The sequence below is a fragment of the Rhizobium herbae genome (assembly GCF_017873135.1).
Taxonomy (GTDB): Bacteria; Pseudomonadota; Alphaproteobacteria; order Rhizobiales; family Rhizobiaceae; genus Pararhizobium; species Pararhizobium herbae.
Map to the genome: position 1 here is coordinate 424,392 of NZ_JAGGJV010000002.1, position 14,446 is coordinate 438,837.

At 61.8% G+C, this 14,446-nt stretch carries 14 protein-coding genes; 11 read left to right on the top strand and 3 right to left on the bottom strand.

What is annotated here, in order from left to right:
- Window positions 1-117 precede the first annotated feature (117 nt).
- The 7 genes from J2Z75_RS07320 (at window position 118) to J2Z75_RS07350 (ending at window position 8,806) form a co-directional block, all read left to right on the top strand.
- The gene (locus J2Z75_RS07320) at window positions 118-498 is read left to right on the top strand and encodes a septal ring lytic transglycosylase RlpA family protein (protein WP_209849849.1); all 381 of its coding nucleotides are present in this window, start codon (window positions 118-120) and stop codon (window positions 496-498) included.
- 182 nt (window positions 499-680) lie between these two features.
- Window positions 681-1,970, top strand: coding sequence for an RsmB/NOP family class I SAM-dependent RNA methyltransferase (locus tag J2Z75_RS07325; protein ID WP_209849851.1), 1,290 nt, complete (start codon window positions 681-683; stop codon window positions 1,968-1,970).
- Between the two features lie 204 nt (window positions 1,971-2,174).
- Window positions 2,175-3,455, top strand: coding sequence for an imelysin family protein (locus tag J2Z75_RS07330; RefSeq protein WP_209849854.1), 1,281 nt, complete (start codon window positions 2,175-2,177; stop codon window positions 3,453-3,455).
- Between the two features lie 203 nt (window positions 3,456-3,658).
- Window positions 3,659-5,170: a di-heme oxidoreductase family protein gene (locus tag J2Z75_RS07335; protein WP_209849855.1), complete on the top strand. Its 1,512-nt coding sequence runs from the start codon at window positions 3,659-3,661 to the stop codon at window positions 5,168-5,170.
- A complete protein-coding gene (locus tag J2Z75_RS07340) occupies window positions 5,170-6,300 on the top strand; it encodes an imelysin family protein (protein WP_209849858.1) in 1,131 nt (376 codons plus the stop codon). Before J2Z75_RS07335 ends, J2Z75_RS07340 begins: the two co-directional genes overlap by 1 nt.
- Window positions 6,301-6,518: 218 nt before the next feature.
- Window positions 6,519-7,508, top strand: a complete 990-nt coding sequence (locus J2Z75_RS07345) for a magnesium transporter CorA family protein (RefSeq protein WP_209849860.1) — start codon at window positions 6,519-6,521, stop codon at window positions 7,506-7,508.
- 191 nt (window positions 7,509-7,699) lie between these two features.
- Window positions 7,700-8,806, top strand: coding sequence for a DUF1513 domain-containing protein (locus tag J2Z75_RS07350; protein ID WP_209849861.1), 1,107 nt, complete (start codon window positions 7,700-7,702; stop codon window positions 8,804-8,806).
- Here the strand turns inward: J2Z75_RS07350 and J2Z75_RS07355 are convergent, their stop codons facing one another.
- Complete coding sequence (locus J2Z75_RS07355; protein WP_209849864.1) at window positions 8,807-9,358, bottom strand: GNAT family N-acetyltransferase; 552 nt, start codon at window positions 9,356-9,358, stop codon at window positions 8,807-8,809.
- A gap of 82 nt (window positions 9,359-9,440) precedes the next feature.
- On the opposite strand from J2Z75_RS07355, the gene J2Z75_RS07360 reads away from it, so the two are divergent.
- From J2Z75_RS07360 to guaA, 4 genes are all read left to right on the top strand, one after another.
- The gene (locus J2Z75_RS07360; protein ID WP_209849866.1) at window positions 9,441-9,893 is read left to right on the top strand and encodes a TspO/MBR family protein; all 453 of its coding nucleotides are present in this window, start codon (window positions 9,441-9,443) and stop codon (window positions 9,891-9,893) included.
- A 123-nt stretch (window positions 9,894-10,016) separates the two neighbouring features.
- Entirely contained in the window at window positions 10,017-10,403 is a 387-nt protein-coding gene (locus J2Z75_RS07365) for a PaaI family thioesterase (RefSeq protein WP_234937238.1), read from the top strand.
- A complete protein-coding gene (locus J2Z75_RS07370; protein ID WP_209849871.1) occupies window positions 10,400-11,038 on the top strand; it encodes a 5'-methylthioadenosine/S-adenosylhomocysteine nucleosidase in 639 nt (212 codons plus the stop codon). The genes J2Z75_RS07365 and J2Z75_RS07370 overlap by 4 nt, the downstream gene beginning before the upstream one ends.
- A 96-nt stretch (window positions 11,039-11,134) precedes the next feature.
- Window positions 11,135-12,697, top strand: coding sequence for a glutamine-hydrolyzing GMP synthase (gene guaA, locus J2Z75_RS07375; RefSeq protein WP_209849874.1), 1,563 nt, complete (start codon window positions 11,135-11,137; stop codon window positions 12,695-12,697).
- An 83-nt stretch (window positions 12,698-12,780) separates the two neighbouring features.
- Here the strand turns inward: guaA and J2Z75_RS07380 are convergent, their stop codons facing one another.
- Both J2Z75_RS07380 and J2Z75_RS07385 read right to left on the bottom strand, forming a co-directional pair.
- Window positions 12,781-13,383, bottom strand: a complete 603-nt coding sequence (locus tag J2Z75_RS07380; protein WP_209849877.1) for an NADPH-dependent F420 reductase — start codon at window positions 13,381-13,383, stop codon at window positions 12,781-12,783.
- Window positions 13,384-13,584: 201 nt separating this feature from the next.
- Window positions 13,585-14,319 carry an SDR family NAD(P)-dependent oxidoreductase gene (locus J2Z75_RS07385; RefSeq protein WP_209849879.1) on the bottom strand — a complete coding sequence of 245 codons (735 nt, stop codon included), beginning with the start codon at window positions 14,317-14,319 and terminating at the stop codon, window positions 13,585-13,587.
- Window positions 14,320-14,446: the final 127 nt, after the last annotated feature.

The following is a 14,446-nucleotide window of genomic DNA, read 5'->3' on the forward strand; positions in this document are numbered from 1 at the left end:
TTTTTCGTAGATCGTCAATATATCCTAATGCAAAGTTAATGGTTGAAGCACTTTTTCGCCATTTTTTACCCCGACAAGCACACTCTTCGTAAGACTTGACTAAATTTCAAACGAAGGATGATCTGTTTGATCAGGATGAATTTCACGTCTGCTGTGTTGGCAGCAGTTTTTGCCGTGGGGGCAACTCTTACATCTGTGACGCCAAGCCATGCCGCCGGAACCGGTTGCGGCGGCGCATCGTGGTACGCGCTCTCCTCGCGCACGGCGTCGGGTGAACGGATGAACGCTTCCTATCTGACGGCAGCGCACAGGAATCTCAAGTTCGGCACCAAGGTCGCCGTCACCAACAAGCGCAACGGCAAGACTGTCGTCGTTCGCATCAATGATCGTGGCCCCTTCATCCGCGGCCGCGTCATCGATCTTTCCAAGGCTGCTGCCTCCCATATCGGCATGATCCGCTCGGGAACCGCCAGCGTCTGTTATCGCGTCGTCAGCTGACAGTAAACGTGCCTGTCCGGGTTTTGTTCCGGCCGGGTTTGATCCGGTTCGATCGAGGAAGGCCTTTGCCTTCCACATCGGCCACAACCTCGCATCTGGCCAGCAATCGTCACGTGCCAGCGCCTCGCGGCTTGCTCTTGACGGCCATCACCGCTACCACGGCGGAAAATGGAGTTTGAAAGATGCGACTGGGTGGCAGGCTCGCCGGAGCCATTGAGGTTCTTGCTGACATAGAGACGCGCAAGCGTCCCGTTGCCGATGCCCTCAAGGATTGGGGATTGGCACATCGTTTTGCCGGGTCCGGTGACCGTGCCGCGATCGGCAATATCGTCTATGATGCCCTGCGCATGAAGCTGTCGCACGCTTACCTGATGGACAGCGACAGCGCCGCCGCACTCGGCCATGCCGTCATGTTCCGCCAGTGGGGCGTTTCGCCCGAGCAACTGGCCGGTGAACTGGAGGGCGACAAGTTCGCCCCCGAGCCCCTCACGGATGCAATGGTCGCGGCTTTTGCCAGCCGCAAGCTCGAACATGCGCCCCTGCACGTACAGGGCGATATCCCGGAATGGGTTCAGCCTTCCTTTGAAGATAATTTCGATGAAGACTGGCTCGCCGAGGCACAGGCCCTGGCTGGTCGCCCGGCACTCGACCTGCGTGTCAACACCTTGAAGGCAACGCGTGAAAAGGTCCTGAAGGCGCTGGATCGCAGCGCCGTCGAGCCGACCGCGATTGCCCGGCATGGTATCCGCGTCAAGGCGGGCGAGGGCGCCTCGCGCCTGCCGAACGTCACCGCCGAAATATCCTTCGAGAAGGGCTGGTTCGAGGTTCAGGACGAAGGCTCGCAGATCGTCGCCGACCTCGTCATGCCGAAGGAAGGCGACCAGATCCTCGATTATTGCGCCGGCGGCGGCGGCAAGACGCTGGCGATGGCCGCGGCCATGAACAACAAGGGCCAGATCCACGCCTACGACACCGACCGCAAGCGCCTCGCGCCGATCATCGAGCGGCTGAAGCGTGCGGGCACCCGCAATGTCCAGGTTCATGACCGGCTGGACGGCCTGATGCCGCTCGCCGGCAAGTTCGACCGTGTCCTGGTCGATGCACCCTGCACCGGCACCGGTACCTGGCGCCGCCGTCCCGACACGAAATGGCGGCTGACGCAGAAGAATCTCGAGGAACGGCTGGGCCAGCAGCAGGAAGCGCTTTCCGGGGCTGCCCCCTTCGTGCGTCCCGGCGGTCACCTGATCTATGTCACCTGCTCGGTGCTGCCGGAGGAAAACGAGGCGCAGGTCTACGCTTTCTGCGAGGACAATCCGGAATTTGAAATCCTGTCCGCTGCGGATGTCTGGGCCGATCTCTTCGGTACCGACAAGAAGCAGCCGTGGTCGGCCGACATGAAGACGGTGACGCTGACGCCGGCATCCACCGATACCGATGGTTTCTTCTTCTGCCTGATGGCGCGCAAGGCCTGAACGGTGCCGGTTGTCCTGCGAATTTCGCATCCCCTCCTACATTGAAAATGTTCTAAACTATACGCTTTGACACAAGTTTAGTTTTGGTTCATGAAAACCGGGCTGAACAGCCACGTCCATATCCCGGGCCGTGCGGCTTGCGCGACCGGCGACACCGGGCGGCGGGGAACGCCGAATTCCTTCGGAAAGATACCAGGAGAGGTCATGACCACATCATTCCTTCGCAACGCCGCGTTGGCGCTTGCAACTGCAACCTCCATGCTCGCGCTGCAGCCGGCGCAGGCCGCAACCGACGCGGCTGCCGTCGTCAAGCATTATGCCGACGTGGCTTTCGCCAAATATTCGGACGCGCTCTCGACTGCCGAGGCGCTCGACAAGGCCGTCGACGCGCTGATCGCCACCCCGAGCGAAGCGACGCTGAAGGCGGCGCGCGAAGCCTGGCTTGCTGCCCGCAACCCCTATCAGGAAACCGAAGTCTATCGTTTCGGCAACCCGATCGTCGACGAGTGGGAAGGCAAGGTCAACGCCTGGCCGCTGGACGAAGGCCTGATCGACTATGTCGATCCGAGCTATGGCGCGGAAAGCGACGAGAACGCGCTGTTCACCGCCAATGTCATCGCCAACAAGACGATCAAGATCGACGGCAAGGATGTTGATGCCACCAATATCACGCCGGAATTCCTGTCGGGCACGCTGCAGGAAGCAGGCGGCATCGAGGCCAATGTCGCCACCGGTTACCACGCCATCGAGTTCCTGCTCTGGGGCCAGGACCTGAACGGCACCGGCCCGGGCGCCGGCAATCGCCCCTTCACCGACTACGACACGAAAGCCTGCACCAACGGCAATTGCGACCGCCGCGCCGCCTATCTGAAGGCTGCCAGCGACCTGCTGGTTTCCGACCTCAAGGACATGGTCGCCAACTGGGCGCCGGACGGCGCTGCCACCAAAAACGTCGAAGCCGACCCCAAGGCCGGCATCGGCGCGATCCTGACGGGCATGGGCTCGCTGTCCTACGGCGAACTGGCCGGCGAGCGCATGAAGCTCGGCCTGCTGCTGCATGATCCCGAAGAAGAGCATGATTGCTTCTCCGACAATACCTACAACTCGCATCTGCACGACGCGATCGGCATCCAGGCGGCCTATCTTGGCGAGTACACCAAGGTCGACGGAACCAAGCTGACGGGTCCTTCGCTGTCCGAACTCGTCGCCGCCAAGGATCCGGCGCTCGACAAGGAAATGAAGGAAAAGCTGGCCACCACCATGGCGGCCATGGAAGCCATGGCCAAGCGCGGCGAGACGGTCGAAAAATACGACCAGATGATCGGCGAGGGCAACACCGAGGGCAATGCCGTCGTCCAGGCGGCCATCGATGGCCTCGTTGCGCAGGCAAAGACGGTGGAGCGCGTCATTGCGTCGCTGGATCTCGGTACGATCGAGCTTGAAGGTTCCGACAGCCTGGATAATCCTAACGCTGTCTTCCAATGAGAAAGCAAAGGCGGGCCGCCGCTTCCGGTGAGCGGCCCGGTTTTTTCTGAATGCGTGCTTGGGGCCTCCCGCGTATGAGATTGCCGCTTGCTGTCGTACTCTGTTGCGCGGCGAGCGGCTTTTCCGTTTTTGGCGAGAGGTTTGCATCGAGTGCGGCATACCCCCCTCTGTCACTGCGTGACATCTCCCCCTCAAGGGGGGAGATGCCCGACAGGGCAGAGGGGGGTAAGGCTTCCGCAAAAACAGAAAGTCTTGCAGAAACAATCCCACTGTCCTCCACCCGTGACGACCTGACTGACGCCGACCTGCGGCGTGTCCAACACGTCACCCGCCCCGCCACCAGCTTCTCCAGGCCGGAGAAATTCGAGGCCATGTCCGGTGGTGCCGGCACGTCCATCGCTTCCATCAACCAGGACAGTTTCTCGCAGTTTTCCGCCAACATCACCTTCGCCGAGGAAGAGAGCTTCAAGCTCGGTAATGCGCTGTTTCGCAAGCTCTGGGTTTCTTCGCCCTCCTCGACGCAGGCGTCGGATGGTCTGGGCCCGCTCTACAATGCCCGTGCCTGCCAGACCTGTCACCTGAAGGATGGACGCGGGCATCCGCCGGAAGGCGCGGCAGACGCAACCTCGATGTTTCTCAGGCTTGCCCGCGCGCCGAAAACGGATGCGGAGCGGGCGGCCATTGCTGCCCATGACGTGCTGAATTTTCCCGATCCGGTCTATGGCGCGCAGTTGCAGGACAGCGCGGTTCCGGGTCTTCCCGCCGAAGGCCATATGAAGATCGGCTATACCGAGACGTCCGTGACGCTTGCCGGCGGCGAAACGGTTTTCCTGCGCAAGCCGCATTATGCGATCGAGACCCTTGGCTACGGCGCTCTCGATGAAACGACGACGCTGTCGCCCCGCGTCACCCAGGCGATGGGCGGGCTCGGATTGGTGGAAGCCATTCACCCGGCCGATATCCTGGCGAAGGCCGATCCGGACGATAAGGACGGCGACGGCATAAGCGGCAGGCCGGCGCTGGTGCGCGATCCGGCGTCCGGCACGCTCGTGCTCGGCCGCTTCGGCTGGAAGGCGCAGAGTGCCACGGTGCGCCAGCAGGCGGCCGACGCGCTGGCCGGAGACATCGGTATCTCGTCGCCTGATGCGAAGCGCAGCTTTGGCGATTGCACGCCCGCCCAGGCCGCGTGTCTTGCGATGGCCGACGGCGTACAGGCCCGCCTCGGCGATACGGAAGCGCCCGATCCCGTGCTCGGTCTCATCACCTTCTATTCCGAAAACCTGGCGGTGCCTGCGCGGCGCAAGGCAAGCTTTGCCGAAACGCTGGCCGGCAAGAAGGTCTTCTACGAAACCGGCTGCATTTCCTGCCATGTGCCGAAATTCGTCACCCGCCGCGATGCCGCCAACAAGGCGCATTCCTTCCAGCTGATCTGGCCCTATTCCGATTTTCTGCTGCATGACATGGGCGACGGTCTTGCCGACGGCCAGCAGGTGGGCGAAGCATCGGGCAGCGAATGGCGCACGCCGCCGCTTTGGGGTATCGGTCTGACGAAGGTCGTGAGCGGGCATACGTTCTTCCTGCATGACGGTCGCGCCCGCAATCTGACGGAAGCCATTCTCTGGCATGGCGGCGAGGCGGCAAAGGCCCGCGACCGGTTTGCCGAACTTGAAAAAGCCGATAGACAAGCCCTGATCACATTTCTGGAGTCTCTTTGATGCGCCACCGGCATATCCTGCTTCTCGGCCTTGGCCTTGCCTTCCTGTCTCTGCCCGCTCTGGCTCAGGATTCCGAAGAGATTTCGCCGCCACGCGCCGGGTTGAAACAGGATGCCGTGCCCGGCGTGATGCAGAAGGCCGTCGATGATTTCATCCGCCCCGGCTACCGCGACCTGGCGGAGGGAACGGAAGCGCTCGCCGAGGCCGCGCACATGCTCTGCGAAAAGCCGTCCGACGAGACGCTCGGCGATGTCCAGATGAGCTTTGACGAAGTCGTCCAGCAATGGTCGACGATCGAGATTGTCCGCGTCGGACCGGTGATCGAAGGCAACCGCTTCGAGCGCTTCCTGTTCTTTCCCGATCGCAAGAGCACGGGCCTGAAACAGGTCCAGCGCATTCTGGCGACCAATGACGAAACGGCGACCTCGGCGGACACCCTGAAGGGCAAGAGCGTTGCCGCGCAAGGCCTCGGCGCGCTGGAATATGTGCTCTACGGGACCGGTGCCGAGGTTCTGCCATCCGAGACGAACGGCTTTCGCTGCCGCTATGGCGCGGCGATCGCCGACAATCTGAAGTCCGTGGCTGCCGAGCTTCATGCCGAGTGGGAGAAGCCGGACGGCGTCCAGGCCGCCTGGAAGAATCCCGGTCCGGCCAATCCCCTGTACAGGGATGGCAAGGAGGCCGCGACCGAACTGCTGGGCATCCTTGTCCACGGCGTCGAAAGCATCCGGGACCAGCGGCTGCGGCCGTTCTATGCCGGCATCATCAAGGGCGCGCCTGACAAGGGCCATCCGAAAATGGCAATCTACTGGCGCTCCGGCAATACCATGCCGGCGCTCTCTGCGAACTTCACGGCGCTGCAGACCCTGTTCAACGCCGCCGACATGCAGGCGCTGCTGCCGAAGGAGGACCAATCCGTCGTCAGCGCTGTCAACTATGTCCTGCAAGCCATCGTCGATGACGCCGACCAGATCGATCTGCCGATCGACGAGGCGATTGCCGACGACGAGCAGCGCGGCAGGCTGAACCGCATCCTGCAGAATACCAACGATGTCCTGCAACGGCTCAATCTCGATTTCGGCGCAGCAATCGGGCTTGGCGCGGGCTTCTCGTTCGCCGACGGCGATTGAGCGTCGCAGGCCGCATTTCCAGCCGCGCAAGCGGTTGACAACAAACGGACATGGGCGCAATGGATCGCGCGTGACCCATTCGCGGACACGGACAAACAAGGATCAACGGATCATGAACCCCGACAGTCGAAGTCGCGCTTCGATTTTCTCGACCGTCAGGCCCTGATGACAAGGGGTTTCGGCTGGCGGTCGACAGACTTGCCAGATTGGAACCCGATATGCTGCGCATCTACACAAGCCAGAACAATCACCTTGCCCTGCTTGAGCCCACCACGGAGCTGGTTGAAACCACTCCGATCGTCTGGTTCGACCTGTTCAATCCTGTCCAGGACGAAACCCGCATCGTCGAGCAGCATCTCGGCATCGAAATCCCGACGCGCGATGAAATGCAGGAGATCGAGCTCTCAGATCGGCTGTATCAGGAAGACGGCGCCGAGTTCATGACCATGACGGCGGCGACCGAACTCGATGGCGACAATCCGGTCAAGGTGCCCGTCACCTTCATCCTGAAGGGCACGACGCTGGTGACGGTGCGCCATGCCGACCCGAAGCCGTTTCACCTCTATGCGGCGCGCATGCAGCGCCTGAACGGTATCTCCTGCGAAAGCGGGGAACTGGTCATGCTCGGCCTTCTGGAAGCGATGATCGACCGCACCGCTGACGCTTTGGAGCGGATCGGCAACGAAATCGACGGCATCTCGCGCGAGGTGTTCCGCAAGAGCAATTCCAGCGCCACGAAAAAGACCCGCGATCTTCAGTCGCTGATCGAGCAGATCGGCCAGAAGGGTGATTTCCTCAGCGTCATCCGCGAAAGTCTGGTCAGCGTCGGCCGTCTCGTTGCCTATCATACGGCGCTTGATGGGATCGGCACGCGCAAGGCGGCCAAGGAAAGCCGCCAGCGCGTCAAGCTGATCCAGCGCGACGCGGCATCGCTCGGCGATCACGCGCTGTTCCTGTCGAACAAGATCAACTTCCTGCTCGATGCGACGCTGGGCCTGATCAATCTCGAGCAGAACCAGATCATCAAGATCTTCTCGGTGGCCGCCGTCGTCTTCCTGCCGCCGACCCTGGTCGCCTCGATCTACGGTATGAATTTCGATGTCATACCGGAGCTGAAATTCCAGCTCGGTTATCCGATGGCCCTGTTCATGATGGTGCTATCGGCCGTCCTGCCCTTCCTCTATTTCAAGCGGCGGGGCTGGCTTTAGTTTTGGTTGTTTTCTCTGGCGATTCTCCGGATTCTCAGTCATCCTCGCCCCTGTGGCGGGGATCCAGCCCGCTCACGTCCGTGAGCGAGAGACGTCTTTCACGCGACGGACGTCGCGTGGCTGGATTCCTGTGACAAGCACAGGAATGGCGGAGAGGGAGACGCCAAGCCGGTCAATTTGGATCTGTTCTCATGGCATATCGAAACATCCCCACCAGCCAAATCCTTACCGACCGCCGCACCTTCCTGACAATGGCGGGGGCCGCCTGGGCGGCGGCGCTTGCGCCTGAAGCCGCCTTCGCGCTGGCACGCACCGACGCGATCTATGCCTCTGCCTTCATGGCGCCGGATGGGTCCTATGGCGTGGCGACACTGACCGAGGCTGGAGAGATTATCGAGCGGGTCCCGTTGCCCGCCCGTGCGCATGGCATGACCTGGTCGCCGGTCACCAACCGTGCCGTCGCCTTCGCCCGCCGCCCCGGTACCTATGCGATGATCTTCGCGCCGGATGACAGCGTCGAGCCGGTCGTCATCACCTCGATCGAAGGCCGGCATTTCTATGGTCACGGCTGCTTTTCGGCCGACGGGCGGCTGCTGTATGCGACCGAGAACGACTTTGCCAACAATCGCGGTATGATCGGCGTCTATGACGGCACGAACAATTTCGCCCGCATCGGCGAGTTTCCGTCCTATGGCATCGGCCCGCACGACATGACGCTCGCGCAGGACGGCAAGATGCTGGTGGTCGCCAATGGCGGGATCGAGACCCATCCGGATTTCGGCCGCACCAAGCTCAATCTCGACCATATGGAACCGTCTCTGGCGCTGATCGATACCGCGAACGGCGCGTTGATCGAGCGTCATGCCATGCCGGACAATCTGCGGCAGCTTTCGACCCGCCACGTCGATATCGATGCCGATGGCAAGGTCTGGTTCGCCTGCCAGTACGAAGGTGCCCGCAACGACCTGCCGCCGCTTGCCGGTTCGTTTTCACGCGGCGAGGACATCCGTTTTGTCGATCTGCCGGAGGAAACGACGCTGGCGCTTGCCAATTATGTCGGCGCCATCGCCGTCAACCGCCGCGAGGGATTGATCGGGCTGACCTCGCCAAAGGGCGGCACAGCAGTCACGATCGATGCGAAGACGGGTAAGGTCGTGCGGCAGGATAGCCTTGCCGATGCCGCCGGGATTGCACCATCGGCGCATGGCTTCGTTGCATCGTCCTATTCGGGGCAATTCGGCGAAACCCAGAGCAGGGTTGCATGGGACCAGCACATTGTCGGGATCGGCAAGCTCTGACTATGGGTTGTCAGCCTTTTGAAAGAGGCTTCCTATATCCTCCCAGAGGTAGGCAACCTGTTCGTAGTGCCTGTTGTCGAGCCAGATGCTGGTCGTTTCGACCGCTTTTGCCCCGAGTCTCTCGTAGAATTGCCGGTAAGGGTTGCCAGTCAGCACCCAGGCAAACAGCGACTTTGCACCTTGATCCGCGCAGTGTCGTGCCGCCGAGCGAACAAGCGCGGTGCCGATCCCCGAACCCTGATGCTCAGCCCGGACATACAGCGCATAGATCTCGTGGAGATCGTCAGGCACTTTGGCGCGCGCCGGCCCGAAATTGGCAAAGCCGATGATCTCTCCCGCCAACGGCTCCACGGCGACGAGATAGGACACGCCCGCTACGCCCATGCGCCGCGCCTGGCGCACGGCCTGCTCCTCGCGCGACATGCCGTCGAGAAAATCGTCCGCCAACAATCCCCGGAAGGTCGATCGCCACGTATCGACCAGCACCCCGGCGATCATGAACAGGTCGTCGCCGGTGCCCCGCCTTATCTCGAAAACGTCGCTGTCATCCATGACATCGATATAGGGATAGCTGGTGGCAAATTAATAGTCCGGCCCGACTGGCGGCGATCCATGCTCGCCCTATGTCCGCCGCATGAACCGCTTCATCATCCATATCCTCTTCATCGCCGCCGTTCTTGGCTGCGGCCTGCTCATCGGCATCAACAATATTCCCGGCGAATGGTACCAGTCGCTGGCCAAGCCTTCGTTCAACCCGCCGAACTGGATTTTCGCGCCGGCCTGGTCGGTGCTTTACGTCATCATCGGCTTTGTCGGCGCCCGCACGTTTCTCCATCATCGCCAGTCCGCCGCAATGCGCTTCTGGGTGGCGCAGATGATCTTCAACTTCGCCTGGTCGCCACTGTTCTTCGGGCTTCACGAAATTGCCCTCGCCCTGATCGTCATCCTGTCTCTGTTGATTTCGATCGCCGGGTTCATCGCCACCAGCCGGAAACAGGATTATCTGTCGGCGCTGCTGTTCCTGCCCTATCTCGCCTGGGTTGCCTTTGCCACTTTGCTCAACACATCGATTTTCCTCATGAATTGAGGCTTGTCCTTGTTTTTCCGCCATGCGACTGTCTGTGCAACGGCGACCAGAAACTGAGACGATTGAGAGCAAACGGTGGAATTTCGCGAGCGCATCCGCAACAGTTTCGGCAGACAGGCCGCCATGGCGACGATCGGCGCGGAGCTGACGCGGGTCGAGCAGGGGTCGGTCGAGATCGAGCTGCCGTTCGACGAGAAGCTGACCCAGCAGCATGGCTTTCTGCACGCGGGGATCATTTCGGCCGCCCTCGATGCCGCCGGAACCTATGCGGCCTATTCGGTGATCGATCCGGATGCCTCGATCCTCACCATCGAGTTCAAGGTCAACCTGATGTCGCCGGGCCGGGGCGAGAGGTTCCTGTTTCGCGGCGAGGTGACCAAACCCGGTACGACGATCATCGTCTCCGACGGCCGGGGCTATGCCATTTCGCAGGATGGCCCGGCCAAGCTGATCGCCTCGATGACCGGCACGATGATGGTGATCCGCGGACGCGAGGGGATCGAAGGATGACATTCGAACTGAAGCCTGTTGCGGGCAAGACGCTGCTCTACGTCATGGCCGTCGATGCCGAATACGGCGTGCACCTGCGCGAGCGCATCTCGCCGCTGATGACCGGTGTCGGCCCCGTCGAGGCTGCGGTGACGCTGACCCGCACGCTGGCCGAGTTGCAGGGGCGGGGCAACCTGCCCGATCTCGTGGTCTCGCTTGGCTCCGCCGGTTCCGCAAAGCTTGAACAGGCCGAGGTCTACCAGGCGACCTCGGTTGCCTATCGCGACATGGACGCTTCGCCGCTGGGCTTCGAAAAGGGCGCGACACCGTTTCTCGACCTTCCCGTCACCGTCGATCTGCCGCTGCGCATTCCCGGCGTCAAGACGGCCAGTCTTTCGACCGGCGCCAACATCGTTTCCGGTGCGACCTATGAGACGATTGCTGCCGATATGGTGGAAATGGAGACGTTCGCCGTCCTGCGTGCGTGCCAGTCCTTCGGAATTCCGCTGATCGGCCTGCGCGGGATTTCCGACGGCAAGGCGGAGCTGAAGCATGTCAGTGACTGGACCGAATACCTGCACGTGATCGACGAGAAGCTGGCGGCCGCCGTCGATGCGCTGGAAAAGGCCGTTGCATCAGGCGAAATCGCCGTCTGAAGCCGCAAAATTGTCCGGGTGCAATGTAATCGTTGCGCTTGTCGCTGCCTTTAATTAAAGGCTCGGCATGATCCCCCAAGCCAGCGGAAGCGTTTCATGACCGAGACAGTCCATCCCGATACCGTTCTCATCATCGATTTCGGCAGCCAGGTCACCCAGCTGATCGCTCGCCGCGTCCGCGAGACTGGCGTCTATTGCGAGATCGTGCCCTTCCAGTCGGCCGAAGAGGGCTTCAAGCGCCTCAATCCGAAGGCGATCATCCTCTCGGGCAGCCCCGCCTCGACCCTGGACATCGGTTCCCCGCGTGCGCCACAGGTGGTGTTCGACAGCGGCCTGCCGGTTCTCGGCATCTGCTACGGCCAGCAGACCATGTGCGAACAGCTCGGCGGCAAGGTCGAGGCCGGTCATCATCGCGAGTTCGGCCGCGCCTTCATCGAGATCGACAAGGAATGCGCCCTCTATGACGGCATCTGGACAGTCGGCTCCCGCCATCAGGTGTGGATGAGCCACGGCGACCGCGTCACGGCGATCCCGGCCGGCTTCGACGTCGTCGCCACCTCGCCCAATGCCCCGTTTGCCTTCATCGCCAATGAAGCGAAAAAATTCTACGCCGTGCAGTTCCACCCGGAAGTCGTGCACACGCCGGATGGCGCCAAGCTGCTCGCCAATTTCGTCCACAAGATCGCCGGCCTCAAGGGCGACTGGTCGATGGCCGCCTATCGCGACAAGGCCGTTGCCAATATCCGCGCCCAGGTCGGTGACAAGCGCGTCATCTGCGGCCTGTCCGGCGGCGTCGATAGTTCCGTTGCGGCGCTGCTGATTCACGAAGCGGTCGGCTCCCAGCTGACCTGTATCCTCGTCGACCACGGCCTGATGCGCAAGAACGAGGCGGCCGATGTCGTCGCCATGTTCAAGGAACACTACAATCTGCACCTGGTGCATGTGGATGCGTCCGACATGTTCATCAATGCGCTGGAAGGCGAGAGCGATCCGGAAACCAAGCGCAAGACCATCGGCCGCCTGTTCATCGATGTGTTCGAGGCGGAAGCCAAGAAGCTCGGCGGCGCCGATTTCCTCGCCCAGGGCACGCTCTATCCCGACGTCATCGAAAGCGTTTCCTTCACCGGCGGCCCATCGGTCACCATCAAGTCGCACCACAATGTCGGCGGTCTGCCGGCCCGGATGAACATGCAGCTGGTCGAGCCGCTGCGCGAACTGTTCAAGGACGAGGTCCGCATCCTCGGCAAGGAACTCGGCCTTCCCGATAGCTTCATCGGCCGCCATCCGTTCCCAGGCCCCGGCCTTGCCATCCGCTGCCCGGGCGGCATCACCCGCGAAAAGCTGGAAATCCTGCGCGAAGCCGATGCCGTCTATCTCGACGAAATCCGCAAGGCCGGCCTCTACGATGCCATCTGGCAGGCTTTTGCCGTGCTGCTGCCGGTCCAGACCGTTGGCGTCATGGGCGATGGCCGAACCTACGAATTCGTCTGCGCGCTTCGCGCCGTCACCTCCGTCGACGGCATGACGGCGGATTTCTACCACTACGACATGGACTTCCTCGGCCGCGCCGCCACCCGCATCATCAACGAAGTCCGCGGCATCAACCGCGTCGTCTATGACGTGACGAGCAAGCCGCCGGGGACGATCGAGTGGGAATGAGGGGACGTATTCGGTCGCGCGCTGCACGAAGACGTTAGCGCGCGCGACCGGTTCTCGGCATCGATCATACGGTCGTAGATCGACTACTGCTCCTTCTTGAACATATCCTGGAAGATGAGCTGGCCCCAGGTGCGGCCGCGTGCGTGCACCAGCGCGCCACCCTCGCTAAGCTTCCCGAGCTTGACGGGTGCGAACCCGAGTTGTTTGGCCAAATCCGCCACCGGAGCGATTGCGTCCTCGTCGTCGCTGGACAGAAAGACCACCCGGTGCCCGCCCTCGACGACCGGATCGGTCGCCAGGGTGGCTGCGATCAGGTGATTGAAGCCTTTCACGAACCTGGCACCGGTGAACGACTTCGCAACGAAGGCGGAGGACGGGAGGTCGTCCAGCTCTTCGGGAGGGAGAGGAAACGCGTTCATCGCGTCGATGACCGTCTTGCCTTCCCAGTTCGGCAGGGCTTTCGCAACGTTGCGATGTTCCCCGAAAGGGACCGCCAGGATGATCGAGTCGGCCTCGAGTGCATCCTGGAGCGACCTGGCGACGACCGTGGGTCCAATCGCCCGCGCCTGAGGCGTCAACGCTTCGGGCGGCCGGCGGCTGGCGACGGTCACGTCGATGTTTTTGCGGGCGAAGGCCTGGGCGAGGGCCTGGCCTATCTTGCCGAATCCTACAATTGCGTAGCTCATAATGTTTCTCCAATCCGTGTTGATATTGAACCCTGGCGTTCGACGGCGCTGGGTTATCCGTTCTGCTGTGTGGCGCCTTTGCGTAGACGTCTCGCCGTGTCTGACGTCCGCACAGCCGGACTGGCCGGTTAAGCGGAAGTCGTTCCGCCATGGAAAAGCCAGTTCCCGCCGGTTAGTCGCTTCCGGCGGTCCGGTGCGATTTCAGATGGCCGAGAAGCCGCCGTCGACAGACAACTCCACCCCATTCACGAAGCTCGAATCGTCTGAAGCAAGAAACAGCGCGGCGGCGGCAATTTCCTCAGGACGCCCCATCTTTCCCCGCGGGATCAGGGATTCGAACATCTGCTTCGCCTCCTCGGTGAGAACTTGGTCCTGCATCGGTGTGGCGATCGGCCCCGGATGCAGCACGTTCACCCGGATATTCCTGCCCTTGAGTTCGTTGAGCCACCCGCGTGCGAATGCGTGTAGCGCCGCCTTGCTCGCCGCATACACACTGTAGCCAGGAAACCCTTTGATCGAAGCAACTGACCCCGTCATGAAGATCGATCCGCCATCGTTGAACAGCGGCAACGCCTTTTGAACCGTAAACAGCGTGCCGCGCGTATTCAGGCCGAAGGTGGCATCGAAATGCTGCTCGGTAATTTCGCCCAGTGGCACGGCTTCACCCGTGCCGGCGCTCGCATACAGGACGTCGATCTTGCCTTTTTCCCGTTTGACTGTATCGAAGAGGCGGTCGAGGTCGTCGAGATTGGCCGCGTCGCCGCGCACGCCGGTCACGTTCCGGCCGATCAGCTTGACGGCCTCGTCCAGCGCCTCCTGTCTCCGGCCCGTGATGAAGACATAGGCGCCTTCTTCAACAAACCGCTTGGCGCTCGCCAACGCCATGCCGCTCGAGCCACCCGTGATAACGGCAATCTTGCCTTCAAGCTTTCCCATGATTTTTCCTTTCGTCGTGTCGGACAGCGTTTGCCTCCGAGACCCTCGAAATGGGTTGGCTGGCGTCCGTTGTTCAGTGCGGAAGCGCGCACATCGGTGGTGCAAAATCGATCCGGCTGGACGGTTG

Coding starts and splice junctions, on each gene's coding strand:
- J2Z75_RS07355 (WP_209849864.1), bottom strand. CDS start 9,358: ATGGATGACAGCGACGTTTTCGAGATAAGGCGGGGCACCGGCGACGAC.
- J2Z75_RS07340 (WP_209849858.1), top strand. CDS start 5,170: ATGCGCCACCGGCATATCCTGCTTCTCGGCCTTGGCCTTGCCTTCCTG.
- J2Z75_RS07385 (WP_209849879.1), bottom strand. CDS start 14,319: ATGGGAAAGCTTGAAGGCAAGATTGCCGTTATCACGGGTGGCTCGAGC.
- J2Z75_RS07370 (WP_209849871.1), top strand. CDS start 10,400: ATGACATTCGAACTGAAGCCTGTTGCGGGCAAGACGCTGCTCTACGTC.
- J2Z75_RS07325 (WP_209849851.1), top strand. CDS start 681: ATGCGACTGGGTGGCAGGCTCGCCGGAGCCATTGAGGTTCTTGCTGAC.
- J2Z75_RS07365 (WP_234937238.1), top strand. CDS start 10,017: ATGGCGACGATCGGCGCGGAGCTGACGCGGGTCGAGCAGGGGTCGGTC.
- J2Z75_RS07320 (WP_209849849.1), top strand. CDS start 118: ATGATCTGTTTGATCAGGATGAATTTCACGTCTGCTGTGTTGGCAGCA.
- guaA (WP_209849874.1), top strand. CDS start 11,135: ATGACCGAGACAGTCCATCCCGATACCGTTCTCATCATCGATTTCGGC.
- J2Z75_RS07345 (WP_209849860.1), top strand. CDS start 6,519: ATGCTGCGCATCTACACAAGCCAGAACAATCACCTTGCCCTGCTTGAG.
- J2Z75_RS07350 (WP_209849861.1), top strand. CDS start 7,700: ATGGCATATCGAAACATCCCCACCAGCCAAATCCTTACCGACCGCCGC.
- J2Z75_RS07360 (WP_209849866.1), top strand. CDS start 9,441: ATGAACCGCTTCATCATCCATATCCTCTTCATCGCCGCCGTTCTTGGC.
- J2Z75_RS07335 (WP_209849855.1), top strand. CDS start 3,659: ATGCCCGACAGGGCAGAGGGGGGTAAGGCTTCCGCAAAAACAGAAAGT.
- J2Z75_RS07330 (WP_209849854.1), top strand. CDS start 2,175: ATGACCACATCATTCCTTCGCAACGCCGCGTTGGCGCTTGCAACTGCA.
- J2Z75_RS07380 (WP_209849877.1), bottom strand. CDS start 13,383: ATGAGCTACGCAATTGTAGGATTCGGCAAGATAGGCCAGGCCCTCGCC.